This window comes from Brevundimonas sp. UBA7507 (genome assembly GCF_002478355.1).
Classification (GTDB): domain Bacteria; phylum Pseudomonadota; class Alphaproteobacteria; order Caulobacterales; family Caulobacteraceae; genus Brevundimonas; species Brevundimonas diminuta_D.
In genome coordinates, this window is the sequence record NZ_DLNP01000011.1 from 103,959 (window position 1) to 127,584 (window position 23,626).

The following is a 23,626-nucleotide window of genomic DNA, read 5'->3' on the forward strand; positions in this document are numbered from 1 at the left end:
CATGACCGTCCTCGATATCCGCGACCTCAGCCTGTCGATCAGCCAGACGCCGATCCTGAAGAACGTCAGCCTTTCCGTCGCCCCCAGCGAAATCCTCGGCCTTGTCGGCGAGAGCGGCTCGGGCAAGTCCATGACCTCGCTGGCCGTGCTGGGCCTGACGCCGCCGCGCGCGACCCTGACCGGCGAGATCCGCCTGAACGGCCAGCTCGTCTCGAACGCCCCCGACGCCGTGATGCAACAGGTGCGCGGCCGCGACGTGGGCATCATCTTTCAGGAGCCGATGACGGCCCTGAACCCCGTCATGACCATCGGCGATCAGGTCGCCGAGACGGTGCGCCTGCACAAGAAGACCTCGCGCAAGGAAGCCCTCGCCGTCGCCCGTTCCGTGCTGGACCGGGTCGGCCTGCCCGCCGAGCGCTTCCCCCTGACCCGCTATCCGCACGAACTGTCTGGCGGCCAGAGACAGCGTGTCGCCATCGCCATCGCCATCGCCCTGACGCCCAAGCTGCTGATCGCGGACGAGGCGACGACGGCGCTGGACGTGACCACCCAGGCCCAGGTGCTGGACCTGCTGAAGCGGCTGGTGCGCGAGGACGGCATGGGCCTGATCCTCATCACCCACGATCTCGCCGTCGTGGCCGAAACCGCCGACCGTCTGGCGGTGATGAAGGACGGCGAACTGGTCGAGGAAGCGCCGGTGGCGCGCATCCGCACCGGCATGGCCCACCCCTATTCCCAACGCCTGCTGGCCAACGCCACCCACGCGCCGACGCGCCTCAGCGTCCCGCAGGCCGACGCCGCCCCCGTGCTTCAGGTCGAGGGACTGGTGCGCGAATACGGCGGCGCGCCCGTCCTGTTCGGCAAGTCGAAAGCCTTCCGCGCCGTCGATCAGGTCAGCCTGTCGATCGCGCCGGGCGAGAGCGTCGGCCTCGTCGGCGAAAGCGGCTGCGGCAAGTCCACCCTGCTGCGCGCCATCCTCGCGCTGGAGACGCCGCAGGCGGGCCGCGTCCGGGTCAAGGGCTGCGACATCACCGCCGCGCGCGGCGCGGCGCTGAAGGCCATCCGCCGCGACATCCAGGTGGTGTTCCAGGACCCCTACGGCAGCTTCGACCCGCGCTGGAAGGTCAGCGATCTGGTGGCCGAGAACTTCCACCTGCTGGACGCCAAGCCGTCGCCCGCAGAGGCCCGCCGCCGCGTCGATGAAATGCTGGAGCGCGTGGGCCTGAACAGCGCCGCGGCCGACCGCTATCCGCACGAGTTCTCGGGCGGCCAGCGCCAGCGCATCGCCATCGCCCGCGCCCTGATCACCGAGCCCTCGGTCATCTGTCTGGACGAGGCGGTGTCGGCGCTGGACGTTTCGGTGCGGGCGCAGGTGCTGGACCTGCTGGCCGATCTGTCGGACCGGCTCGGCCTTTCCTACCTCTTCGTCACCCACGACCTCAGCGTCGTGCGCACGGTGACGGATCGCCTCTTGGTCATGCAGGCCGGAAAGATCGTCGAACAGGGCCACACCGCCGCCGTCTTCGCCGCCCCTTCGCACCCCTATACGCAGAAACTTCTGGCGGCGACGCCGGATCTGGTCCGCAATCACGCTCTGGAAAAGGAAACCGCCGGATGAACCGCAGAACCGTCCTCGGCTCAGCCCTGATCGGCGCCGCCGCCACAGCCGCCGGCGCCGCGAGCGCCAAACCGGCCGCCCAGAGCGCCGCCCGAGCGTCGGGTCGCACCGGGCCGCTGAACCTCATCACCGACGTCGAGGGCATCAAGGTCGGCCAGGCGCACGACGCGGGCGTCCGCACCGGCGTCACCGTCATCCTGGCCGAAAAGCCCGCCACAGCCGCCGTGGATGTGCGTGGCGGCGGCCCCGCCGGGCGCGAGACCGACGTGCTGCGCCCCGAAAACCTGGTGCAGGAGGTGGACGCCATCATCCTATCGGGCGGGTCGGTCTATGGTCTCGGCTCGGCCGACAGCGTCGCCGCCTGGATGGGCATGCGCGGGCGCGGCTACGGCATGGGCGGGGCGCCGGGCGTGCCCCCTTCGCCTATCATCCCGACCGCCTGTCTCTACGACCTGGCCAACGGCGGGAACAAGGCGTGGGAGATGGAGCCCCCCTATCGCCGCCTGTCGGTTCAGGCGCTGGAGGCCGCGAGCGACCGCTTCGACCTCGGCACTGCCGGCGCGGGTTATGGCGCAGAAGCCGGCGCGCTGAAGGGCGGCATCGGCTCGGCCTCAGCGGTCATGGCCTCGGGCTGGACGGTCGGCGCCATCGTGGCGGTCAACAGCGTCGGCTCGGTCGTGGCGCCGGGCGGCAAGAACTTCTGGGCCGCCCCCTATGAGATCGGCGACGAGTTCGGCGGCCTCGGCTCGTCGGGCCTTCACGCCTCGGCCGAGGACTGGGGCCTGTCCAAGTTCCGGCCCCAGCCGCGCGAGAACACCACTATCGCCTGCATCGCCACCGACGTGGCCCTGACGCGGGTCGAGCTTCAGCGCGTGGCCATCATGGCGCAGGACGGCATGGCGCGCGCCATACGCCCGGCCCACGCGCCGTTCGACGGCGACACCCTGTTCAGCCTGTCCACCGGTAAGAAGGTCATCGGTGACCCGGCCCTGCGTCAGGTCGCGGTCGCCCAGCTCGGCAATGTCGCCGCCGACGTCCTGGCCCGCGCGGTGGCGCGCGGCGTCTATCACGCGACCAACTATGAGGGCGTCACCGGCAAGACCTGGCGGGAGATGTAACCCTCTCCGGTTGGGGGAGGGCTTGAGCCTCCAAGAGCCGGAGGCGATTGGCTAAGGCGAAAGGGTGAGAGTTCGTGGTTGAAGTCGGCGTAAGCCGTGGCAATCCCGCCAAGCAACGGCTCACGCCGACGGACAGGACAAGCCCCTCACCCTTTCGCGCAAGAACGACGGCTACGCCGCCGTGCGCTCAAGCCCTCTCCCGCCGGGAGAGGGTTGGCCTTTAGTCGGGATCAGATGGGCGCGCCGGGCGGCACCGCCTGCGCCACCGGAAGGGTCGCGCTCAACGCCTTCAGCCCCTCGACCGGCCCGGTCAGGGCTTCCGCCAGATAGGCGCACTGGGCCGTCTCCAGCCGGTCGCCGCGGCAGCGCTTCAACTGCTCGCCAAACCGCCGCGCGCTGTCGCGAACAGCCCCCTGCGCCGTCGAGGACAGGTCCTTGCCCTGAATCAGCGCAGCCAGATGGGCGGCGTAGCGAGCGCGGGCCACGCGACGCAACTCGGCCTGACGCGGGTTCAGCGTCGCGCCCGGACCGACGGCGACCGCCACCCGGTCCAGCGTCTCGACCAGACCCAGTTGACCCGGATCACGGCGCTCCTGCTCGACCAGACGGTTCAGCCGTTCGGGCGCCAGCAGGGTCTCGAACACCACCTCAGTCGCCGAGGCCGCCGCCGAGGACGGGTCGAACACGGCGTCCGTCTTGCTCTCGAACAGTTCGATCTGCATCTGGCGATCCGGCGTACCCGACTGCACCGACGACAGCAGGTCGATGACCCGGTCCGGCATATCCAGCACCTCGGGCGACAGGGCCTGCATCAGGGCCTCCAGCGCGCCGCGCTGGCGGTCGGCGGGGATGGCGTCGGCGCGTTCATGCCCGTCGCCCTTGACCGCATAGGCATAGTCGACGCCGCCGACCAGACGCCCCACCGCCGTGGTCTGATAGCGGTGATACAGATAGATGGGCACGATCACGCGGCGCAGGTCCGCCGCCGCCGCTCCGTCCGGCAGATTGTCCAGACCGAAGCGCGACAGGGCGATGCGGCGCACGGCCAGAGTATTGGCGAACTCGGCCGTCGGGTCCTCGCCGTTGTCCCACATGGCGCCATAGGCCTGAAGACTACCCAGCGGCCGGGTGTCGCCATCCGACACAGAGCGATAGCCCCGGCCTTGCGCCTGCGCCGCCAGCGCCGCACGGCGCGCCTGCGGGTCCTGCCCCGGCGCATCGCCGTACAGCCAGTCGACGACAAAGCGATCCCAGGCGCCGACCCCAGTCGTATAGGCCTGGCTGAAGTCCAGCCGCTCGCCATCGGCGATGACCCACGGCGCCGGGTAATCCATCACCGAGGCGCGCCCCTCATAGGTCGAGGCGGCGAAGTTGTGCGCGATGCCCAGGGCGTGTCCGATCTCGTGCGCCGACAGATGGCGCAGGCGGTGATAGGCCAGACGGTCCGGGTCGTCCTCGGCGCCCGTTCCGGCGCGCGCGGCGCCGACCAGCCCCTCGATGATCATCTTGTCCTGACGGTCGCGCAGCGAGCCCAGCTGCACCACGCCGCGCACGATCTCGCCGGTGCGGGGGTCGTTGACGCTGGTGCCGGTCGACCAGCCGCGCGTCTCGCGGTGGACCCATGAAATGATGTTGTAGCGGGCATCCATCGGATGGGCGCCCTCGGGCAGCAGCTCGACGCGGAAGGCGTTCAGATAGCCCGCCTGTTCAAAGGCCTGCGCCCACCAGTTGCCGCCCTCGATCAGGGCTTCGCGGATAGCGGGCGGGGCGGCGCGATCGACGTAGAAGACGATGGACTTCTTCACCGTCGAGCGCGCGGCGGACGGATCCGTCTTCTCTAGCCGGAAACGGCGGGCCAGCCGACTGACCACCGGCTGATCCAGGTCGGCGGCGAAATCCGTCACCGTCACCTGAGCCGAGGTGCCCGACCGAGGATCATGCAGCACAGGCAGGAAGCCCTCGTCCGGTAGTCGGATGAACGAATGGCGCACCGCCAGGGTGACGGAACGGGTTTCCGGCGAAACGCGCGACAACTCGCCGCCCGGCTCGTCGCTTGTGAAGGTCTGGACCGTCTGGAACTCGACATTGTCGGGGAAGACCAGGGTCTGGGCCGTATCGACGTAGCCGAGGCTGGCGGCCGGCTTGAACGTCCCCAGCCGCGCACGCTTCAGACGGGAAACCACATTGACCGCGTCGCGCTCGAGAAAGCCCGAAAGGTCCACCGTGACCGAACCGTCGACCCCGGCGTCCGTCGCCTCAGCCGACCAGACGACCGGCGAGACGAAGGAGGCGGCGACGGCGTTGACCTGATCCGGGTCGGCGTCCACGGCGCGGAAGCGGTGGTTCTCGAAGGCGGCGAAGACCCGGTTCCCGACCTTGCGGAAGACCACGACCTGCGTCTGCCCCAGACCTGAACGATCCAGCCCCGCTCCGTCCATGCCCAGGCCCGCCGACAGACCCGGCTGATACAGATAACGGCCCAGAACCCCGTCCGCGTCCGGCGCGGGCAGGCGCACCGAGACCTTGCCCTTGTCGCTGTCCTGTCGCACGCCGAACAGGCCGTCCCGCCAGGCGGCCGACGCCGCCGCCGAGGCGGGCGCGGACTGCGCCGCGACGGGAGCCGCCGCTCCAGCCAGAACCAGACCCGCGGCGCCCGCCAGCAGAACCTTGCGCAACATCGGCTTCCCCCTCCGATTGATTCAACAGCGGTCGTTCAGACCATCGAACGGCCGAAACAGCAAGCGGCGGTTCAGCGTACGCCCAGGGCCAGAGCATCCGGACGCCGAGTGTCGGCCGCGCCCAGGAAACGGTCGCCATCAACCATGATGGACTGGGTGCTCCCCATGGTCATCGACGGACGCACGGCGTGCCCCCGCTCGCGCAGCAGGCGCTCGACGTCGGGCGAGAAGCCGCCTTCCAGCTCCAGAGGGCTGTCCCCGGCGCCCTGGTTCAGGCGCGGGCGCATGGCCGCCTCGGCCACATTGAGCCGGTGGTCGATGACGTTGGAGATCAGCTGCACCATAGTGGCGATGATGTAGCCGCCGCCCGGCGTGCCCGTGACCAGCCAGGGCTTGTCGTCCTCGAACACGATCATCGGCGTGATGGTCGAGCCCAGACGCTTGCCCGGCGCGGGCGAGTTCGGCTGGCCTTCGGAGCCCCAGTAGAAGTTGTCCATGTGGTTGTTCAGCAGGATGCCCGTCCCCGCCGGGGCGACGTGCGCGCCGTAGGAGTTGGACAGGGTGTAGGTGTTCGACACCGCATTGCCGAAAGCGTCCGCGACCGAATAGTGGGTCGTGTCCTGGCTCTCATAGGGGTAGGGGTTGCCCTCGGGGATGTCGGCCGCCTTCAGCGTCCTGTCCGGCGAGATCAGCCGGACCCGTTCGGCGGCGAATTCCTTGCTGGCCAGGCCGTGCGCCGGGGTGGTCCACTGCGGCGCGCCGCCGATCAGGCGACGGTCCGACGAGGTGATCTTCATCGCCTCGGAGATCAGATGCAGGCTGTCGACGCTGCCCCACCCCATCGACCGCAGATCGAAATGCTCCAGCAGGTTCAGCGCCTGGGCGACGCTCACGCCCGAAGCTGTCGGCGGCATATAGGCGATGCGGTGGTCGCGATAGCTGCCCCAGATCGGCTCTGACACGTCGGCGCGATAGGCGGCCATGTCGGCCATGGTGATGACGCCGCCGCCCGCCTGGACGCCCGCCACGATCTGACGCGCCAGCTCGCCCTTGTAGAACTCGTCCGCCCCGCCGCGCGCCACCTTGCGCAGGCTCTCGGCCAACAGAGGCTGGCGGAAGATCTCGCCCGCGCGATAGGGGGTTCCGTCCGCCTTCAGATAGGCTTCGCGCGCGCCCGGATCGGTCGCCAGCACCCGCGCCCGGCCCGCCGTGGCGTCGGCCTCGCCGTCCGACAGGACATAGCCTTCCTCGGCCAGCTTGATCGCCGGCGCGACCAGATCGGCCCAGGGCATGGAGCCGAAGCGCGCGTGCGCCTCCCACATGCCCATGACCGTGCCCGGCACCGAGACGTTGATGAAGCCCGACGGCTTGGAGCGGTCGAACCGGCCGCTGTCGTCCAGCAGCAGGTCCGGCGTCGTCGCCGCCGGCGCCGTGCCGTAGTAGTTGATTGCGATGGTCTGGGCCGGCCGCTCGGCCGTGGCCGCCATATGGACGATCATGTAGCCGCTGCCGCCGATGTTGCCCGCACGCGGCAGGGTCACGGCCTCGGCGAAAGCCACGGCGACGGCCGAATCCACCGCATTGCCGCCCTGACGCAGGATTTCGACGCCCACGCGGGTCGCCGGGTCGCTCTGGCTGACCACCATTCCGCCGCGCCCCACCACGGGACTGTGAATCTGGCCGTAGTTGACGATGTCGCCGCCGCTGCCCGCGGCGGGTCGGACCTGGGCCGCCGCCTCCTGAGCCAAGACAGGCCCCGCCAGCAGCATCAGGGCTGCCGCAGAAACCGCCGTCGCCGACTTCATCAAACCGATACGCATACAAAACCCCGCCACAAATTCCGTCCCACCGCAGCGGTTACAATCCCCCGCCGCCCCAACAAGACAGAACATATTGCCAATAGGCTCTGCGATAGCATTGCGGAAAACAGCAGTTCAAGGGCGGTCGCCTGCGATTATTGCGCTCATTATCTTGAATATCGGCAATATTTATCCCGAAAAGGTTGACGCGCCCTTCTATGGCCGCTTCAAGTCCGAACCGAGGCGGAATCTCCGTTCTGCGCCCAATTTCGATCCGTCGATGCGGCGAACGAAGGTCACGCCTTTTCACAACAGATAACGGTCAGAGGCCTCGTTAAAGCGCCGACCATAGGGGATGCCCAGTCTAATGAGTTCAGTATTCACGCGTCGCAACATGAGAACGGCCCTGCTGGCCACGACCGCCCTGTTCGGCGCGACGACCGCCGTCGCCCAGGAGGCTGGTCAGGAGACGGGTGACGAGATCACCCAGCTCGAAGAGATCGTCGTCGTCGGCTCGCAGATCAAAGGCGCCAAGGTGACGGCCGCCCTGCCCGTGACGGTTCTGGCCGAGGAAGACATCATCGCCGCTGCGCCGGTTTCGGGCGATGACCTGTTCCGCTCCATCCCCCAGATGGGCGATGTGACCTTCAACTCGTCCTACCAGCCGAACACCTCGAACTCGGCGCGCGGCGACACCGGCTCGGTCAACCTGCGCAGCCTGGGCATCGGCAACACCCTGGTGCTGCTGAACGGCCGCCGCGTGGTAGGCCACCCGACGTCGCAGGCCAACGAACACCTCGTTCCGGTCCTGACCTACAACACCAACGCCATTCCGGTTTCGGGCCTGAAGCGCCTTGAAGTCCTGCGTGACGGCGCCGCCGCCATCTACGGCGCCGACGCCGTGGCCGGCGTGGTCAACACCGTCCTGCGCGACGACATGAACAGTTGGACCATGTCGGCCCAGCACGGCGGCGCCGAAGGCACAGGCATGCGCGAGACCAATCTGTCGGTCTACGGCGGCAAGGACTTTCTGGACGGCCGCGCCAACCTGTCGCTGTTCTTCAACTATGATCACCGCAGCGAGCTGAACACGCTGGATCAGGACTACACGTCCAGCAACGACAAGCGCGGCCTGTTCGCCGGAACTGGATTTGAAGACCACACCAGCCTGAACGGCACTTCGCAACTGGCGCCCTGGGGCCGCTTCACGGTGCGCAACGCCAACGGCTCCGCCGGCCAGGGCTTCACGATCGTCCCGCAGGGTCACGCCAGCTGCGTCACGCCGACCCAGGAGGGCGTGTGCCTCGCCAATGGCACGAACCTGCCTGCCGACCTGAACGCAGACACGGCCCGAATGGGTCTGTCGGTCATGCCGGAAGTGGACCGCTTCAACGTCTTCACCACCGGCCGCTATCAGATCAACGACGCCGTGGAGGCGTTCGGCGAACTGGGCTTCTACCACGCCAAATCGCAGGCCTACCAAGAGCCGATCGCGACCGCTTCGGGCGTCAGCTTCATCATTCCGGGCTCGAACTACTACAATCCGATCGCCGGCGATCCGAACATCACCCTCACCGGCTACCGCTTCTCGGACATGGGTCCGATCAGCGTGGAAGTCACCAACAAGCAGTTCCGCATCCTCGGCGGCGTGCGCGGCGAGTGGAACGGCTGGAACTGGGAATCGGCCCTGATGTGGTCGGAAGCCTCGGCCAAGGACGTCTCGGACAACATCTCGGCGACCCGCCTTCAGGAATGGGCCGCCAAGTCCACGCCCGACGCCTACAACTTCTTCAACGGCGGCACGATCGGCAATGTACAGGTCGGCGACGGCTCCCCGTCGAACCAGGCGGCGCTGGACGCCATCCGCGTCGACATGGTCCGCAAGACCAAGACTGAACTGGGCCTGTGGGACTTCAAGATCTCGCGCCCGGACATCTATCAGCTGCCGGCCGGTCCGGTCGGCGTCGCGGCCGGCGTCGAACTGCGCACCGAGACCCAGCACGACGACCGCGACGATCGCGTCGACGGCACGATCCGCTACACCAACCTGGCCGGCGTCAAATCCTCCGACCTGATCAACCAGTCGGAAAACCCGGACACCTACGGCGAGCGTGACGTCTTCTCGGCCTATGTCGAAATCGCCGCCCCCCTGGTGTCCCCGGAAATGGGCGTTCCGCTCGTCCACAACCTCGAAATCCAACTGGCCGGCCGTTTCGAGGAATATTCGGACTTCGGCTCCGTCACCAAGCCGAAGATCGCCGGCGCCTGGGACATCGTCGACGGCTTCCGCGTCCGCGCCTCGTGGGCCGAGGGCTTCCGCGCCCCGAACCTGGAACAGATCAACGCCACCCAGATCACCCGCTCGAACCAGTCGGTGGACTGGGTCTACTGCGAAGCCCTGAACCGTCAGGGCGCGCTGGCCAACGGCCTGCGCGACTGCGGCGCCTCGATGGCCTCCAGGGTCGCTCAGCCGTGGCGCGCGGACTTCAATCAGAACCACGCCCGCAAGTCGACGCAGGAACGCCGCGCAGGCAATCCGGACCTGCAGCCGGAAGAGTCGGAAACCTTCTCGGTCGGCCTGGTCATCCAGCCGCGCTTCATCCCGGCCGAACTGGGCGACTTCACCATCACCGCCGACTGGTGGCAGGTCGAACAGACCGGCATGGTCGGCCTGTTCCGCGGTCAGAACGCCCTGACGCTGGACTATCTGCTGCGCAAGAACGGCTCGTACAATCCGAACGTGGTGCGCGGCGACGCCTCCGCCGCTGACGGCCGCATCTTCGCCGGCACCGGCCTGGAGGCTGCGGGCGAGGTTCTCTACATCACCGACGCCTACACCAACCAGCAGCCGCAGACGGTTGAAGGGCTGGATCTGGGCGTGATGTGGCGCCTGCGCGGCACCCAATATGGCGACTTCAGCGCCAACCTGAACGTCTCGCACCTGCTGAAGTACTATCTGGACATGTCGCCGGACACGCAGAAGCTGTCGGACGCCGTCGCTTCGGGCGAGTTGGACTCCAACATCTGGGTGTCCGGCTCGATGGGCGACATGATCGCCGATCTGGGCCGCCCCGAATGGAAGTGGTCGCTGTCGGCCACCTGGAACAAGGACGCCTGGACCGTCGGCGCCTTCACCCAGTACATTTCGTCGCTGTACGACGACAGCATCACCAACTCGGCGGGCGACTACTGGACGGTGGATTCCACCCTCACCGCCAATCTGTACGCCGAATACGAGTTCGGAGCCGATCGCTTCGGCGGCATGCTGTCCGGCACGGCTGTGCGCGTCGGCGTCCGCAACATCACCGACGAGCAGCCCCCGCTGTCCGCCGACGGCTATGTCGGAACGGTGTATCAGCCCTACGGCCGCTACTGGTACGCCAGCGTCCGCAAGGCCTTCTGATCGGCCTGACCTAGACAAGGGGGCGGAAGGCGGCGACGCCTTCCGCCCTTCTCTTTTGAACACGAGGGAGATCCCCCGAGATGAAACCCGTATCCCTGCGCGCCCTGGCCCTGGCCGCCGCCCTCGCCGCGCCGCTGTCGGGCCTGCCCGCCCACGCCGCTGAGCTGTCGGCTCAGGACAAGCAGAGCCTGCTCGCCACCGTCGACCGCAACCAGGCCGCCCTCGACCACGCCGCGCTCGAAATCTGGAAGTTCGCCGAGCTGGGCTATCAGGAGACCCAGAGTTCGGCCCTGCTGCAGGGCCAGCTGCGCGACGCCGGCTTCACCGTCACGCCCGGCATCGCCAATGAGCCGACCGCCTTCCTGGCCAGCTTCAAGAACGGTTCCGGTCCGGTCATCGCGGTCCTAGCCGAATACGACGCCCTGCCCGGCCTGTCGCAGACCCTCAGCCCGATCCAGGAATCCGCGGGCGGCCATGCGGGCCACGGCTGCGGCCACAACCTGTTCGGCGCCGCCTCGATTCACGCCGCCATCGCCGTGAAGGACTGGATGGTCGCCAACAATATCAAGGGCGAGCTGCGCGTCTACGGCACGCCCGCCGAGGAAGGCGGCTCGGGCAAAGTCTACATGGTCCGCGACGGCCTGTTCGACGACGTGGACGTGTCGCTGCACTGGCACCCCGGCAATGTGAACTCGGCCCGCCAGGGCGACACCATGGCCAACGTCTCGGGCAAGTTCCGCTTCTACGGCACGGCGTCCCACGCCGCCGCCGCGCCGGACAAGGGCCGCTCGGCCCTAGATGGCGTCGAGGCCATGAACGCCATGGTCAACCTGATGCGCGAGCATGTGCCCGACCGCACGCGCATCCATTACGCCATCACCGACGGCGGCAAGGCGCCGAACGTCGTCCCGGCCTACGCCGAAGCCTATTACTACGTCCGTCACAACAACCCGGAGATCGTCCGCGACGTGCTGGAGCGGGTGAAGCTGGCCGCCGACGGCGCGGCGCTCGGCACCGGCACCCGCGTCGAATTCGAGGCCATCGGCGGCGTCTACTCCATGCTGCCTAACGAGGCCCTGATGCGCGTCATGGACCGCAACCTGCGCCATGTCGGCGGCATCACCTGGACGGCCGAGGAAACCGCCCTGGCGTCGGAAATCCAGAAGACCCTGACCACCAAGCCCGACCTGGCCTCCGTCGGCCAGATCGAGGACGCCGTGATCGGGGGCGACTTCGGCGGCTCGACCGATGTCTCGGACGTGTCCTGGGTCACGCCGACGGTCGGCCTGTCGACGGCGACCTTCGTGCCGGGGTCGGCCGGTCACTCGTGGCAGAACGTGGTGGCGGCAGGCTCGACCATCGGCCTGAAGGGCGCCCATCTGGCGGCCAAGACCCTGGCCCTGACCACCGCCGAACTGTTCCAGAGCCCCGAGACGATCCAGGCCGCCAAGGCCGAATTCGAGCGCCGCCGCGGCCCTGACTTCCAATACCGCGCCCTGCTGGGCGACCGCGCCCCGGCGCTGAACTACCGCCACTAAGACCGCCGCGCCCCTTCTCCCCTTGTGGGAGAAGGATCGACATCGCCTATCGGACCGCTGCAATCCCGGTAAAACACGGCGATTGCGCGTGGCTTACCGCGATCAGCCCGCCGCCTCCCGTCCGTCCGCCATCATGAGCGCTCCACCGACAGCGCGGAGCGATTTCAGACGATTCAGACGAATTGGACTCTGTTTTTTCGGCGGGGCCGATCAGGCCTCTGCGCGTGACGCCGGACGGCTCCTGACCGCCCGCGCGGGCTGCCCGGCGTGGATGTCGCGCCCGCGCCGCTCGACCTCCCGCAGGATCGCCGCCAGCTCCTTGTCGGTCAGATGCTCGATGCCGATGAAGGCCGCGTCGGCCTTCTTCACCGCATAGACCAGCTCGTCCAGCTTGGCGTGCATGGCGGCGGCGTCGCGGTTCTGGGTGTTCTGGATCAGGAAGACCATTAGGAAGGTGACAATGGTCGTGCCGGTGTTGATCACCAGTTGCCAGGTCTCGCTGTACCTGAACACCGGTCCCGTCACGGCCCAGATCAGCACCACCGCCAGGCAGACGATGAAGGTCCACGGCCGCCCCGCAAGCTTGGCCGTTGCGTTCGCCAGATGATTGAACAGCTTTTCCATTCCGGCGGAACGGCGGCCGCAGGGCCAGGTTCCGCCGGATCAGAGTTCGCCTCAGTCCGCCTTCTGCGGCGCCCGCGTTCCGATGGTGCGATCCAGGAAGTCCAGATAGGTCCGCCACTGATGCAGCTGACGATCATTGCCCCGAATGCCGTGGCGCTGGCCCGGATAGAGCATGGTCTCGAAGGGGATGCTCTTTTCCTGAAGGGCGTTCAGAACTCGCGTGGTGTTCTCGAAGATGACGTTGTCGTCGGCCATGCCGTGCATCAGCAGCAGACGCCCGGTCAGATTGTCGAGGCGGTTCACCACGTCCGAGGCGGCGTAGCCGTCCACGTTCGCCTGCGGCGTCGACATATACCGCTCGGTATAGGCGGTGTCGTACAGGCTCCACTCCGTCGGCGGCGCGCCCGCCAGGGCGGCGGCCAGCCCCATCTTCGGCTCGGTCAGCGCCATCAGGCTCATGAACCCGCCGTAGGACCAGCCCATCATGGCGATCCGGCTGTCGTCGACATAGGGCAGCGAGCGCAGATAGTCCGCGCCGATGACCTGATCCGCGATCTCCGGCTGACCCATCTTCAGATAGAGGGCCTGTTTGAAGGCGGCCGAGCGATCGCCTTCGCCCCGGTTGTCCAGGCGGAAAACGATGTAACCGGCCTCGGTCAGCAGTTGCGTCGTCGCCGGCTGCCAGGCGTTCTTCACCCCGCCCCCCGAAGGACCGCCATAGACCTGCATCACCACCGGATACTGCTTCGACGGATCAAAGCCCGGCGGCGTGGTCATCTGCCAGACGAGGGTCTCGCCGTGGCTTTGAAGGGTTCCAAAGGTCGGCTTCTGCTGGCGCTCGGCATAGGGCCAGAAGGGGTGGCCGGGCTGGAGCCTGTTCTCCTCGATCCAGCGCACGCGCTGGCCGTTGATCGAATACAGGGCCGACTGCGCCGGGGTGTTCACGTCGCTGTAGTTGCCGACATAGGCCGTGCCGGTGTTGTTGACCGACGCGCTCCACCAGCCGCCGCGCGGGGTGACTTCCGTGGGGCTCAACGTCCGCTTGTAGCTGGCGCGGAACAGCTGCTGCTCGATCGGATATTCCCTGCCGTCGCGCATGGAGGCGGTGAAGAAGACCTCGCCCGTCTCCTGATTGACGCCGTCCAGCGCCTTGACCGGATAGTCGCCGCGCGTGATCGCCCGCAGGCGGCGGCCGTCCTTGTTGTAGAGATACAGGTGACGCCACCCGCTCTCCTCGCTGGACCAGATGAAGTTCCCGTCCTTCAGCGCCTTGAAGTCATGGGTGACGTTGACCCAGGCGTTCGAGGTCTGACTGGCGATCACCCGGCTGGCGCCCGTGGCCGGATCGACGCTGAGCAAGTCCAGCCGCTTCTGGTCGCGCGACAGGCGCTGGACATAGGCGACCGAGCCGTCCGCCGCCCAGTTCACCCGGCCCAGATAGATGTCGTTGTCAGCGCCCAGGTCGACCTTGACCCGCTGACCGCTCTGCACGTCCTGCACATACAGCTCGACCACGGCGTTGGGCCGTCCGGCGCGTGGATAGCGTTGCGAGATGACCGAGGCCCCGCCGCCCGTGATGTCCAGGCGCGGAATGACGTCGACCGTGCTCTCGTCCGTGCGCTGCAGGGCGATGTAGCGTTCGTTCGGGCTCCACCAGTAGCCGGTGTCGCGATCCAGCTCTTCCTGGGCGATGAACTCAGCCGTGGCCCAGGTGATCAGATCCTTGCCGTCCGTGGTGATCGCCTGTTCGGCGCCCGTCTCCAAGTTGACCAGGACCAGGTTCTGATCGCGCACGAAGCTGACGAAGGCCCCCTTGGGCGACACCTTGGCGTCGATCTCATCGGCCGCCGTCTCGGTCAGGCGCCGCACCGAGCCGTCGGCGCGGTTGGCCAGAAAGACATCGCCCTCCAGCGGCGCCAGGATATAGCGGCCCTGCTCGTCCCACGAATATTCGACAACGCCGCGCTGGGAAATCCGCATCCGCTCGCGCCGCGCCTTCTCGGCCTCGGACAGTTCGCCGGCGTCGGGGACCAGGGCGCGGGCGTCGATCAGCTTGAACGGCTCGCCCCCCTTCACCGGCGCGGCCCACAGGTCCAGCACGTCCACGTCATCCTCGCGCGAGCGCAGGAAGGCGACCAGTTCGCCGTCGGGCGACAGGCTGACGCCCTTGGCCACCGGCCCGGCCAGGGACGGATTGGCGAACACCCGCTCGACCGTCAGGATCGAGGACGCGGGCGCCGTGGCGGCGGGCGGAGCCGCGGGCTGCGGCGAGGATTGGGCGAAGGCCGAGGTCGCAGCCATCAGGATCGTCGAGGCGAGAAGAAAAGTGCGCATGGCGGTGAAGCTAGAGACGGAATCTTCCGTCGTCATCCGCAATTCGTCCTTCTCCCCTTGTAGGAGAAGGTGGGCCCGAAGGGCTCGGATGAGGGGTTTCTCCGACAGAGGCCAAAGCCGCGTGGTCGGAAAGGTTGCAAAACCCCTCATCCGTCAGGCTTCGCCTGCCACCTTCTCCCGCAAGGGGAGAAGGATCGCCGCACCACCCTTTCGCAACCGCCCGCGACAGCCTAGGTAGTCGCCATGTCCGACGCCTCCCTCGCCTCGCCGCCCGTCAAGGCCAGTCCTTTCCACGAACTCGAAGTCCTGTGGGTCCGCCACTGGAACGACCAGTTGTTCAGCTTCGGCGTCAAAAGGCCCGAGGATTTCCGCTTCCGATCGGGCGAGTTCGTCATGATCGGACTGCCCGGCGAAGACGGCGGCAAACCCGTGCTGCGCGCCTATTCCATCGCCTCGCCCTTCTGGGCCGAGGAGCTGGAATTCTTCTCCATCAAGGTCGAGGACGGCCCCTTGACTTCGCGCCTGCAGAAGATCGTCGCGGGCGACAGCGTCCTGATGGGCAAGAAGCCGACCGGCACCCTGGTTCTGGACGCTCTGACCGGCGGCGAGCGTCTGTGGCTGATCGGCACCGGCACGGGCCTGGCGCCCTGGCTGTCGGTGGCGCGCGACCCGGAAACCTACTCCCGCTTCAAGCAGGTCATCGTCTGCCACACGGTGCGAAACGTCGCCGACCTGGCCTACCGCGACTTCTTCAGCCACGAGATCCACGACGATCCGCTGATCGGCGACGAGGCCAAGGCCCAGCTGACCTACTATCCGACCGTGACCCGCGAGCGTTTCGAGACGCCGGGCCGGATCACCGACCGCATCAAGTCGGGCGACCTGTTCGCCGACCTGCAACTGCCCATCGGCTTTGCGCCCAACAGCGACCGCGTCATGCTGTGCGGCTCGATGGCCATGATCAAGGAGACCGGCGAACTGCTGGAAACCTACGGCCTGAAGGAAGGCTCGAACGCCGAACCCGGCGACTATGTTCTGGAGCGCGCCTTTGTCGGCTGACCTGATGACCTCTCCCCGCACCGTCGCCATCGACGACCGCAAGGCCCCGGAAGACTGCGCCACCATGGCCGATGTGCGTCAGGGCGTGGACGCCCTTGACCGCGCCCTTGTGACCCTGCTGGCCGAGCGCCAGCGCTACATGGACGCCGCCGCCCGCATCAAGCCGAACCGCGACGCCGTCTTCGACCAGGCCCGTATCGACGACGTGGTGGCCAAGGTGCTGAAGGCGGCCGAACCCGCCGGCCTGTCGCCCGACATCGCTGAGCCGGTCTGGCGCCTGCTGATCGACCGCTGCATCGCCCACGAGTTCGGAACCTGGGACAAAACGCGGGTCTGAACTTCCTTCTCTCCTTGCGGGAGAAGGACAGTCGCCCTCAGCCCTTAAGGCTCTTCAACGCCAGTTCATGGCGATAGGCCGCCACATCAGCCAGGGCCGCGTCCAGCGCCGTCTTCACCCGCTCCAGCCCGGCGGGCGCGGCCGCCTGCTCGCCGAACTCCACCTCTTCGCAGATCTGGGCCAGGGCCTTGGCCCCGATGCCCGCCCCGGCGCCGCGGATGGTGTGGACGGCGTCGCGCCAGCCTTCGCTGGACGCGTCCAGCATGGCCGACCACATGCGGGCCTGTTCGGCGAACAGGCCCAGCACCTCCTCCGTCACATCATCCATGCCCGCCGTCATGGCTTCGAGGACGGTGAAATCCACCGCCCCCGACAGGTCGCGTCTCGCCATCAGGCCTCGGACTCCTCGCCCTTGGCCAGGCGCGAGTTGCGCGACGACCACAGCAGGTACAGAGCCAGACCGAACAGGTTCCACAGCAGGAAGTAGAGTTGCGTCGAACTCTTCAGGCTGAAGAAGAAGACGATGCAGCCGACGATGGCGATGCCGCCGACCAGCCACCACAGCGGCGCCTTGAACTTGCGCTCGCGGTTCGGCTCGCGCACGCGCAGCACGATCAAGCTGACGCCCACGGCCATGAAGGCCATCAGGGTGCCCGCATTGGCCAGCGACGCCAGTTCGTCCAGGCGCATGATGCCGGCCAGGAAGGCCACGACGATGGCGGTGAACACCGTCACCACGGCCGGAACGCCGCGCTTGGAGATCTTGGCCAGACGGTTGGGCAGCAGGCCGTCGCGCGCCATGCCCAGGAAGATGCGGCTCTGGCCGAACAGGAAGGCCAGCAGCACGGTCGGCAGGGCGATCACGGCGGCGGCGGCGATCCACTGGGCGGCGACGCCCTGGCCCAGGCCGCGCATGATGTGGGCCAGCGGCTCCGGGCTGTCGGCGAAGCTGGCGACCGGGGCGGCGCCGATAGCAGCGGCGGCGACGGCGATATACAGCACGGTGCAGACCACCATCGAGCCGACGATCCCGATGGCCAGGTCACGCTCGGGCTTCTTGGTCTCTTCGGCCGCCGTGGCGATGGCGTCAAAGCCGTAGAAGGCGAAAAAGATGATGGCCGCCGCCGCCATGACTCCCGTCTGCACGAAGGGCGCCCCGAAGCCGTGCGGCATGAAGGGGGTGAAGTTGGCCGTATCGAAGTGCGGCATGGCGATGGCCACGAACACCACCAGGGCGGCGATCTTCACGAACACCAGAATGGCGTTCAGCGTGGCGCTCTCGCGCGTGCCCAGCAGCAGCAGGCCGGTCACGATCGCGATGATGAAGATGGCCGGCAGGTTGATCAGCCCGCCCTCGACGTGCGGCCCCACGGTCAGCGCGAACGGCAGGTCGACGCCCAGCCCCGCCAGGAAGGGCACGGCGTAGCCGGACCAGCCGACGGCCACCGTCGACACGACCAGCGAATATTCCAGGATCAGACTCCACCCCACGACCCAGGCAAAAATCTCGCCCAGCGCGGCGTAGGAATAGGTATAGGCGCTGCCCGAGGCGGGCATGATGGTCGACAGCTCGGCGTAGGCCAGGGCGGCGCAGGCGCACACCAGACCGGCCAGGGCGAAGCTGATCAGCACCGCCGGCCCCGCCAGACCCGCCCCGACCCCGATCAGGGTCAGGATGCCGGTGCCGACGATGGCGCCGACGCCCAGCGCCATAAGGTGCGGCCAACCCAGGGTTTTCTTGAGCCCCGGCCCCGAATGCGGGGCCAGCATCGCGTCGATCGAGCGACGACGGTTCCAGAACGCCATAATCTCTACTCCCCCTCGCCGCGTCTTTCCGGCGGCTGATTCAAGGCGCGACCTTAGCGCGCGATGCAATCGCGATAAAAGATGCATTTGACGCTTGCACCCGACACCGGTCCTGAGTAATAGGAGCGCCCTTCGCCAAGGCCATCAACGCCGCCGCGAAGGACCGGCGCCACACCAAGGGCGCAGACGACGGTACGGGTGATTAGCTCAGTTGGTAGAGCAGCTGACTCTTAATCAGCGGGTCCACAGTTCGAACCTGTGATCACCCACCATCGTCTCATTTCTTTGCATCGTTGGATGGCTGTCGCTTCGGCGCGAAACCATCCTGCCGCGTGCGGTTTCTGCTAGAAGACGCGCATGTCTGACGCCGTCTCGATTCCCGCCGCCCCCGCTTCCTCTCATGGCCCGCTGACGGGCGTGCGCGTTCTGGACCTGTCGCGCGTGCTGGCGGGTCCGTGGGCGACGCAGACCCTGGCCGATCTGGGCGCCGAGGTGATCAAGATCGAGCGGCCGGGCGCGGGCGACGACACCCGCCACTGGGGGCCCCCCTTCACCACCACGGCCGACGGCCAGCCGGGAGACGCCGCCTATTTCCTGTGCGCCAACCGGGGCAAGAAGTCGGTCGAGCTGGACATCGCCAGCCCTGAAGGCGCCGAGACCGTGCGCCGCCTGGCCGCGACCTGCGACGTGGTGGTCGAGAACTTCAAGACCGGCGGGCTGAAGAAGTACGGCCTCGACTACGCCTCGCTGGCGGCGGTCAATCCGAAGCTGGTCTATTGCTCCATCACCGGCTTCGGCCAGGACGGGCCGGACGCGCACCGGGCGGGCTACGACTATATGATCCAGGCCATGGGCGGGCTGATGTCGATCACAGGCCAGCCCGACGGCGCGCCGGGCGCCGAGCCGATGAAGGTCGGGGTGGCGGTCGTGGACCTGTTCACCGGCCTGTACGCCTCCAACGCCATTCTAGCGGCGCTGTGGCACGCACGGGCGAGCGGCGAAGGCCAGCACGTCGACATCGCCCTGTTTGACGTCCAGGCGGCCATGCTGGCCAATCAGGCGACCAACTACTTCGTGTCGGGCAAGGCGCCGAGCCGGATGGGCAACGCCCACCCCAACCTGGCCCCCTATCAGCCCTTCCCCTGCTCGGACGGCATGGTGATCATCGCCGTGGGCAACGACGGCCAGTTCCGCGCCCTGTGCGGCGCCCTGGGGCTGCAGGTCGAGGATCGCTTCGCCACCAACGCCCTGCGGGTCGCTGAGCGCGAGGCGCTGGGGCCGCTGATCGCCGCGAAGACGCAAGGCTTCACCATGCAGGGGCTGATGCAGGCGCTGGAGGCGGCGGGCGTGCCCTGCGGCCCCGTCAACACCATCGACCAGGTGTTCGAGGAGCCCCAGGCGATCCATCGCGGTCTGACCGTCGAGCAGACGCGGCCCGACCTGGCCGATCCCGTCCGCACTGTGGCTTCGCCTATCCGCCTGTCGAAGACGCCGGTGCGCTATGACGCCCCGCCGCCGAAACTGGGGCAGGATACGGAAGCCGTGTTGGAGGCGTTGAAGCGGAAGAGCTGATCTCGCGGCTCAGCTGACCTGCCGCTTCTCCAGCTTCCGCGCCAGGGTGCGGCGGTGCATCCCCAGGCGACGCGCGGTCTCGGAGATGTTGAAGTCGGTCTCGGCCAGCACCTCGTGGATGCGTTCCCACTCCAGCGTCTTGATCGAGGTCGAGCGCGCCGTCAGGGGCGCATCGGGATCGCCCGCCTCGCGGCCGAAGGCGGCTTCGATGGCGTCGGTGCCGGCGGGCTTGGCGAGGTAATGCCGCGCGCCCAGCTTGATCGCCTCGACCGCCGTGGCGATGCTGGCGAAGCCCGTCAGCACCACGATCACCAGGTCGGGATCAAAGGCGTGCAGCGTCTGCACGCAGGTCAGGCCCGACGCCGTTCCCAGCTTCAGGTCCACCACGGCGTAATCGGGATGGTGCGTCTTCAGCAGTTCGACCATCTGGTCATGGCTGTGAGCCGAGACGACCTGATAGCCGCGCCGCTCGAACGACCGACGCAGGGTGCGCGAAAAGGACTCGTCGTCCTCGACGATCAGAAGCTGGCGGGGTTCGTCGGTCATCTCATTCCCTCTTTCCAGGCTCCTCATTTCGGCGCCAGGGCGTCGATCGGCAAGGTCAGGCGCACCATGGCGCCGGCAGCGCCGCCCTGCCCTTTCGGGCGATTCACAGCCACGACCGTCCCGCCCAGCTTGCGCATCACATTCACCAGCAGGAACAGCCCCAGGCCCGAGCCCGCCCGCGCCTTGGTCGACTGATAGGGCTGGCCCAGCTTCTCGAGGATCGCCGACGAGAAACCCGGCCCGTCGTCCTCGAAGGCGATAAACAAGCCGCCCGCGTCGGCGGCGGCCCGCACCTCCAGGTTTCGCGCTCCGGCTTCATGAGCGTTGTCCAGAAGGGCGCTGAACACCTGCTTCAAGGCGGGATCTACGATGATGGACGGATTGCCGGGCGCCGGACCGTCCAGGGTCACGCGCATGGCCTCGCCCGACTTGTCGGACCATTCGGCGATGATCTCCTGCAGGAAGGCCTTCAAAGTGGTGACGGTCGGCGCCTCGCCCCGCGCCTCGCCCGCCGACATCAGGATGTTGGTGACGATGGATTTGCAGCGCTCGACCTCGGCCTGCATCTGCTCGATGTCCTGCACCAGGTCTTCGTCGCGGTTCAGCACGGGCATCCGCCGCCAGTCGCTGAGGATGACGGAGAGCGAGGCCAGGGGCGTGCCCAGCTCATGCGCCGCGCCTGACGCCAGCAGGCCCATGCGGACGATGTGGTCCTGTTCCGCCGCCTGCTGCCGGGCCTCGGCCAGATAGGCGTCGCGGGCGCGCACGTTCTGGCTGGTGCGGGTGACGAAGGCGACCAGCAGCACGGCGATCAGGATGAAGTTGATCAGGGCGCCCTGCTGGATCAGGCCCAGTCGCGCATCGGCCCCGGCGGGCAGGTCCAGCGGCTGTCGCCAGATCGCCAGAAAGGCCAGGCAGGCGCCCGTCGCCAACACAAAGCCCCAGGCGTAGGCCGGGCGCAGCAGCACCGCCGCCAGCACTACCTGCATCAGATACAGGGCCGCGAACGGATTGGTCGCCCCGCCGCTGAAGTAGAGCAGCCAGCTCAACGCCGCCACGTCGACGCATAGGGCCAGCAGGATCTCCGGGTCAGTGACGACCTTGCGCCGCAGAGTGACGGGCGCGCTGACCAGGTTCATCACCGCCAGGGCCGTCGGCGCCAGCAGCAGCGGCCCTAGCGGCAGATGGATGCCTAGCCCCCAATGGACGATGACGATGGTCGCCACCTGGCCGATCACAGCCAGCCAGCGCAACTGGATCAGCAGCAGCATGTTGCGCCGCCCCGCCGCGCCCGGCGACACGGGCGTCTCGGCGTTGGCGTCCATGCCCATCAGGGTGCGGGCGAAGCGGCTCAGGGTCTGGGTCTGCATCATCGGCCCGCGAGCCTACGGCGCCGCTCTTCGCGCAGCCACAGCACCGCACCGCCCGCCGACATCAGCGCTAGGCCGAACCAGGTCAGGGCGTAGACCAGATGGCTGTTGGCGAACCGCACCACGGTCAGCCCGCCGCGCGGCCAGCCGCCCGGATTGGGCGTCGCATCCGCGTCGATGAAATAGGGGGCGACCGGGCCGCTCAACTGCTTGGCCTCGGCGATCGCCGCCACGTCGCGCGAGAACCAGCGGTCGCCCGCCGGATCGTTGTCGCGCAGGAAGCCGCCCTTGGGCTCGCTGATCCGCAACAGGCCGGTGACGGAGACAGGCCCCTCGACCTGACCTTCGGCGCGGGTTTCGGGCGCGGCGCGCTCGGCCGGAACGAAGCCCCGGTTGATCAGGACGGTGAAGCCCCGCGCATCCTCCAGCGGCGTGACGACCCAGAAGCCCGGCCCCAGGTCCGTCACCGCCTTCACCCGTACCTCGCGGTCATGCGCGAAGCGACCGCTGGCGATGACGCGGCGGTACTGGTCCGCCTCGCGCGTCACGGCGTCGAAGTCTGCAGGCCCCGGCGCCGGGACAGGATCGGCGTGGATGCGGCTGTCGACCTGACGGATCAGCTCCTGCTTCCACGCCAGGCGCTGGACCTGCCAGGCGCCCAGCGCCGAAAAGCCCGCGATCAGCACGGCGAACGCCGCCAGCCCCGCGACCCGTCGACGGCGTGACGCCAGACGGGCGGCGGGTTCAGGGGCCGAAGATGACGTCAAGCGGCGCCTCCGCGTGCGAGAGGGCTCAGCCCATCCCCTGCATGTCGTGGACGGGCATCATGTTGGTGTTCAGGTGATACATGACCCAGACCGAACCGGCGACGGCGATGACCACGATCACCAGGGTGAAGATCAGCGCCAGCATGTTCCATCCGCCCTCGGACTTATGGTTCATGTGCAGGAAGAAGATCATGTGGACCACGATCTGCACCACGGCGAAGCCGGTGATGATCAGACCCGTCAGCTGCGGCGCCAGCACCCCGGCCATGACCAGCCAGAAGGGAATGGCGGTCAGCACGACCGATAGGGCGAAGCCGATCAGATAGCCCTTGTAGGTGCCGTGATCGTGGTCGTCGCCGTGGTGATCGTCGTGATGGTCCACGGCGTGCTCGTTTTGGGCTTCAGCGCTCATCGCAGCATCCCGAACAGATAGACGAAGGTGAAGACGCCGATCCAGATGACGTCGAGGAAGTGCCAGAACAGGCTCAGGCACATGAGGCGGCGCTTGTTGGCCTGGATCAGGCCCTTCTGACCCACCTGAATCATCAGCGTGATGAGCCAGATAATGCCGAAGGTGACGTGCAGGCCGTGGGTGCCCACCAGGATGAAGAAGGCCGACAGGAAGCCGCTGCGCTGGGGCGTGGCGCCCAGGTGGATCATGTGGGCGAACTCATAGAACTCGATCCCCAGGAAACAGAGGCCGAACAGGCCCGTGACCGCCAGCCAGACCTGCGTCTGCGCGACCTTGTTCCGGTACATCGCCAACATGGCGAAGCCGTACGTGATCGACGAGAACAGCAGCATCGACGTGTTCACCGCCACCAGCGGCAGGTCGAACAGATGCTTGGGCGCCGGGCCCGCCGCATAGTTGCCGCCCAGCACGGCGTAGACGGCGAACAGGATCGCAAAGATGAGGCAGTCGCTCATCAGATACATCCAGAAGCCCAGCATGGTGCTGTGGCCTTCCGGGTGGTGCGGCTCCTCTACCGGGTGGAAGATCGGCCGCCCGGCCTCGTCGACATAGTCGGGGTTGAGGGAAGGTGCGTGGCTCATCGGA

The 23,626-nt window shown here is 67.6% G+C and carries 18 protein-coding genes and 1 tRNA gene; 8 read left to right on the top strand and 11 right to left on the bottom strand.

The annotated features are described in order from the left end of the window. Position 1: 1 nt before the first annotated feature. Positions 2 to 1,618, top strand: coding sequence for an ABC transporter ATP-binding protein (locus B3D50_RS06280; protein WP_286950195.1), 1,617 nt, complete (start codon positions 2 to 4; stop codon positions 1,616 to 1,618). After that, entirely contained in the window at positions 1,615 to 2,736 is a 1,122-nt protein-coding gene (locus tag B3D50_RS06285) for a P1 family peptidase (protein ID WP_286950197.1), read from the top strand. The genes B3D50_RS06280 and B3D50_RS06285 overlap by 4 nt, the downstream gene beginning before the upstream one ends. A 230-nt stretch (positions 2,737 to 2,966) precedes the next feature. On the opposite strand, the gene B3D50_RS06290 is transcribed toward B3D50_RS06285, so the two are convergent. After that, the gene (locus B3D50_RS06290; RefSeq protein ID WP_286950199.1) at positions 2,967 to 5,414 is read right to left on the bottom strand and encodes a zinc-dependent metalloprotease; all 2,448 of its coding nucleotides are present in this window, start codon (positions 5,412 to 5,414) and stop codon (positions 2,967 to 2,969) included. A gap of 71 nt (positions 5,415 to 5,485) precedes the next feature. Next, entirely contained in the window at positions 5,486 to 7,234 is a 1,749-nt protein-coding gene (gene ggt / locus B3D50_RS06295; protein WP_286950201.1) for a gamma-glutamyltransferase, read from the bottom strand. Positions 7,235 to 7,580: 346 nt separating this feature from the next. Between ggt and B3D50_RS06300 the strand changes: the two genes are divergently transcribed. After that, complete coding sequence (locus tag B3D50_RS06300) at positions 7,581 to 10,616, top strand: TonB-dependent receptor plug domain-containing protein (protein WP_409516097.1); 3,036 nt, start codon at positions 7,581 to 7,583, stop codon at positions 10,614 to 10,616. A gap of 80 nt (positions 10,617 to 10,696) precedes the next feature. Continuing rightward, positions 10,697 to 12,154, top strand: coding sequence for an amidohydrolase (locus tag B3D50_RS06305; RefSeq protein WP_286950205.1), 1,458 nt, complete (start codon positions 10,697 to 10,699; stop codon positions 12,152 to 12,154). Positions 12,155 to 12,364: 210 nt separating this feature from the next. Here B3D50_RS06305 and B3D50_RS06310 read toward each other — a convergent pair whose 3' ends face one another. Beyond that, positions 12,365 to 12,778 carry a low affinity iron permease family protein gene (locus tag B3D50_RS06310; RefSeq protein WP_269299577.1) on the bottom strand — a complete coding sequence of 138 codons (414 nt, stop codon included), beginning with the start codon at positions 12,776 to 12,778 and terminating at the stop codon, positions 12,365 to 12,367. A 51-nt stretch (positions 12,779 to 12,829) separates the two neighbouring features. Continuing rightward, entirely contained in the window at positions 12,830 to 15,148 is a 2,319-nt protein-coding gene (locus B3D50_RS06315) for a S9 family peptidase (RefSeq protein WP_286950207.1), read from the bottom strand. Between the two features lie 207 nt (positions 15,149 to 15,355). Here B3D50_RS06315 and B3D50_RS06320 point away from each other — a divergent pair, with 207 nt between their 5' ends. Continuing rightward, complete coding sequence (locus B3D50_RS06320; RefSeq protein WP_286950209.1) at positions 15,356 to 16,171, top strand: ferredoxin--NADP reductase; 816 nt, start codon at positions 15,356 to 15,358, stop codon at positions 16,169 to 16,171. 4 nt (positions 16,172 to 16,175) lie between these two features. Next, positions 16,176 to 16,508 carry a chorismate mutase gene (locus tag B3D50_RS06325; RefSeq protein ID WP_003165630.1) on the top strand — a complete coding sequence of 111 codons (333 nt, stop codon included), beginning with the start codon at positions 16,176 to 16,178 and terminating at the stop codon, positions 16,506 to 16,508. 37 nt (positions 16,509 to 16,545) lie between these two features. Here the strand turns inward: B3D50_RS06325 and B3D50_RS06330 are convergent, their stop codons facing one another. Continuing rightward, positions 16,546 to 16,899 (bottom strand): Hpt domain-containing protein, encoded by a 354-nt coding sequence (locus tag B3D50_RS06330; protein WP_286950210.1) that lies wholly within the window; start codon positions 16,897 to 16,899, stop codon positions 16,546 to 16,548. After that, positions 16,899 to 18,314, bottom strand: a complete 1,416-nt coding sequence (locus B3D50_RS06335; protein ID WP_286950211.1) for an amino acid permease — start codon at positions 18,312 to 18,314, stop codon at positions 16,899 to 16,901. The genes B3D50_RS06330 and B3D50_RS06335 overlap by 1 nt, the downstream gene beginning before the upstream one ends. 196 nt (positions 18,315 to 18,510) lie before the next feature. On the opposite strand from B3D50_RS06335, the gene B3D50_RS06340 reads away from it, so the two are divergent. Both B3D50_RS06340 and B3D50_RS06345 read left to right on the top strand, forming a co-directional pair. Continuing rightward, positions 18,511 to 18,586 (top strand) — tRNA-Lys (locus B3D50_RS06340). Positions 18,587 to 18,671: 85 nt separating this feature from the next. Further along, complete coding sequence (locus B3D50_RS06345) at positions 18,672 to 19,886, top strand: CaiB/BaiF CoA transferase family protein (RefSeq protein ID WP_286950212.1); 1,215 nt, start codon at positions 18,672 to 18,674, stop codon at positions 19,884 to 19,886. 9 nt (positions 19,887 to 19,895) lie between these two features. Here the strand turns inward: B3D50_RS06345 and B3D50_RS06350 are convergent, their stop codons facing one another. Genes B3D50_RS06350 through cyoC form a run of 5 tightly spaced genes read right to left on the bottom strand, consistent with a single transcriptional unit; the run spans position 19,896 to position 23,622 of the window. Beyond that, positions 19,896 to 20,432, bottom strand: a complete 537-nt coding sequence (locus B3D50_RS06350) for a response regulator transcription factor (protein WP_087141195.1) — start codon at positions 20,430 to 20,432, stop codon at positions 19,896 to 19,898. Between the two features lie 23 nt (positions 20,433 to 20,455). Further along, the gene (locus tag B3D50_RS06355) at positions 20,456 to 21,805 is read right to left on the bottom strand and encodes an ATP-binding protein (protein ID WP_286950214.1); all 1,350 of its coding nucleotides are present in this window, start codon (positions 21,803 to 21,805) and stop codon (positions 20,456 to 20,458) included. After that, the gene (locus B3D50_RS06360; protein WP_286950215.1) at positions 21,802 to 22,569 is read right to left on the bottom strand and encodes an SURF1 family protein; all 768 of its coding nucleotides are present in this window, start codon (positions 22,567 to 22,569) and stop codon (positions 21,802 to 21,804) included. The genes B3D50_RS06355 and B3D50_RS06360 overlap by 4 nt, the downstream gene beginning before the upstream one ends. A gap of 25 nt (positions 22,570 to 22,594) precedes the next feature. Continuing rightward, a complete protein-coding gene (gene cyoD / locus B3D50_RS06365; RefSeq protein ID WP_286950217.1) occupies positions 22,595 to 22,981 on the bottom strand; it encodes a cytochrome o ubiquinol oxidase subunit IV in 387 nt (128 codons plus the stop codon). Continuing rightward, complete coding sequence (gene cyoC / locus B3D50_RS06370) at positions 22,978 to 23,622, bottom strand: cytochrome o ubiquinol oxidase subunit III (RefSeq protein ID WP_286950219.1); 645 nt, start codon at positions 23,620 to 23,622, stop codon at positions 22,978 to 22,980. The genes cyoD and cyoC overlap by 4 nt, the downstream gene beginning before the upstream one ends. Between the last annotated feature and the right edge of the window lie 4 nt (positions 23,623 to 23,626).

What these genes read in the sequence shown, in the direction of transcription:
- B3D50_RS06280 (WP_286950195.1), top strand. Translation starts at nt 2, where the DNA reads ATGACCGTCCTCGATATCCGCGACCTCAGCCTGTCGATCAGCCAGACG.
- B3D50_RS06285 (WP_286950197.1), top strand. Translation starts at nt 1,615, where the DNA reads ATGAACCGCAGAACCGTCCTCGGCTCAGCCCTGATCGGCGCCGCCGCC.
- B3D50_RS06290 (WP_286950199.1), bottom strand. Translation starts at nt 5,414, where the DNA reads ATGTTGCGCAAGGTTCTGCTGGCGGGCGCCGCGGGTCTGGTTCTGGCT.
- ggt (WP_286950201.1), bottom strand. Translation starts at nt 7,234, where the DNA reads ATGCGTATCGGTTTGATGAAGTCGGCGACGGCGGTTTCTGCGGCAGCC.
- B3D50_RS06300 (WP_409516097.1), top strand. Translation starts at nt 7,581, where the DNA reads ATGAGTTCAGTATTCACGCGTCGCAACATGAGAACGGCCCTGCTGGCC.
- B3D50_RS06305 (WP_286950205.1), top strand. Translation starts at nt 10,697, where the DNA reads ATGAAACCCGTATCCCTGCGCGCCCTGGCCCTGGCCGCCGCCCTCGCC.
- B3D50_RS06310 (WP_269299577.1), bottom strand. Translation starts at nt 12,778, where the DNA reads ATGGAAAAGCTGTTCAATCATCTGGCGAACGCAACGGCCAAGCTTGCG.
- B3D50_RS06315 (WP_286950207.1), bottom strand. Translation starts at nt 15,148, where the DNA reads ATGACGACGGAAGATTCCGTCTCTAGCTTCACCGCCATGCGCACTTTT.
- B3D50_RS06320 (WP_286950209.1), top strand. Translation starts at nt 15,356, where the DNA reads ATGTCCGACGCCTCCCTCGCCTCGCCGCCCGTCAAGGCCAGTCCTTTC.
- B3D50_RS06325 (WP_003165630.1), top strand. Translation starts at nt 16,176, where the DNA reads ATGACCTCTCCCCGCACCGTCGCCATCGACGACCGCAAGGCCCCGGAA.
- B3D50_RS06330 (WP_286950210.1), bottom strand. Translation starts at nt 16,899, where the DNA reads ATGGCGAGACGCGACCTGTCGGGGGCGGTGGATTTCACCGTCCTCGAA.
- B3D50_RS06335 (WP_286950211.1), bottom strand. Translation starts at nt 18,314, where the DNA reads ATGGCGTTCTGGAACCGTCGTCGCTCGATCGACGCGATGCTGGCCCCG.
- B3D50_RS06345 (WP_286950212.1), top strand. Translation starts at nt 18,672, where the DNA reads ATGTCTGACGCCGTCTCGATTCCCGCCGCCCCCGCTTCCTCTCATGGC.
- B3D50_RS06350 (WP_087141195.1), bottom strand. Translation starts at nt 20,432, where the DNA reads ATGACCGACGAACCCCGCCAGCTTCTGATCGTCGAGGACGACGAGTCC.
- B3D50_RS06355 (WP_286950214.1), bottom strand. Translation starts at nt 21,805, where the DNA reads ATGATGCAGACCCAGACCCTGAGCCGCTTCGCCCGCACCCTGATGGGC.
- cyoD (WP_286950217.1), bottom strand. Translation starts at nt 22,981, where the DNA reads ATGAGCGCTGAAGCCCAAAACGAGCACGCCGTGGACCATCACGACGAT.
- cyoC (WP_286950219.1), bottom strand. Translation starts at nt 23,622, where the DNA reads ATGAGCCACGCACCTTCCCTCAACCCCGACTATGTCGACGAGGCCGGG.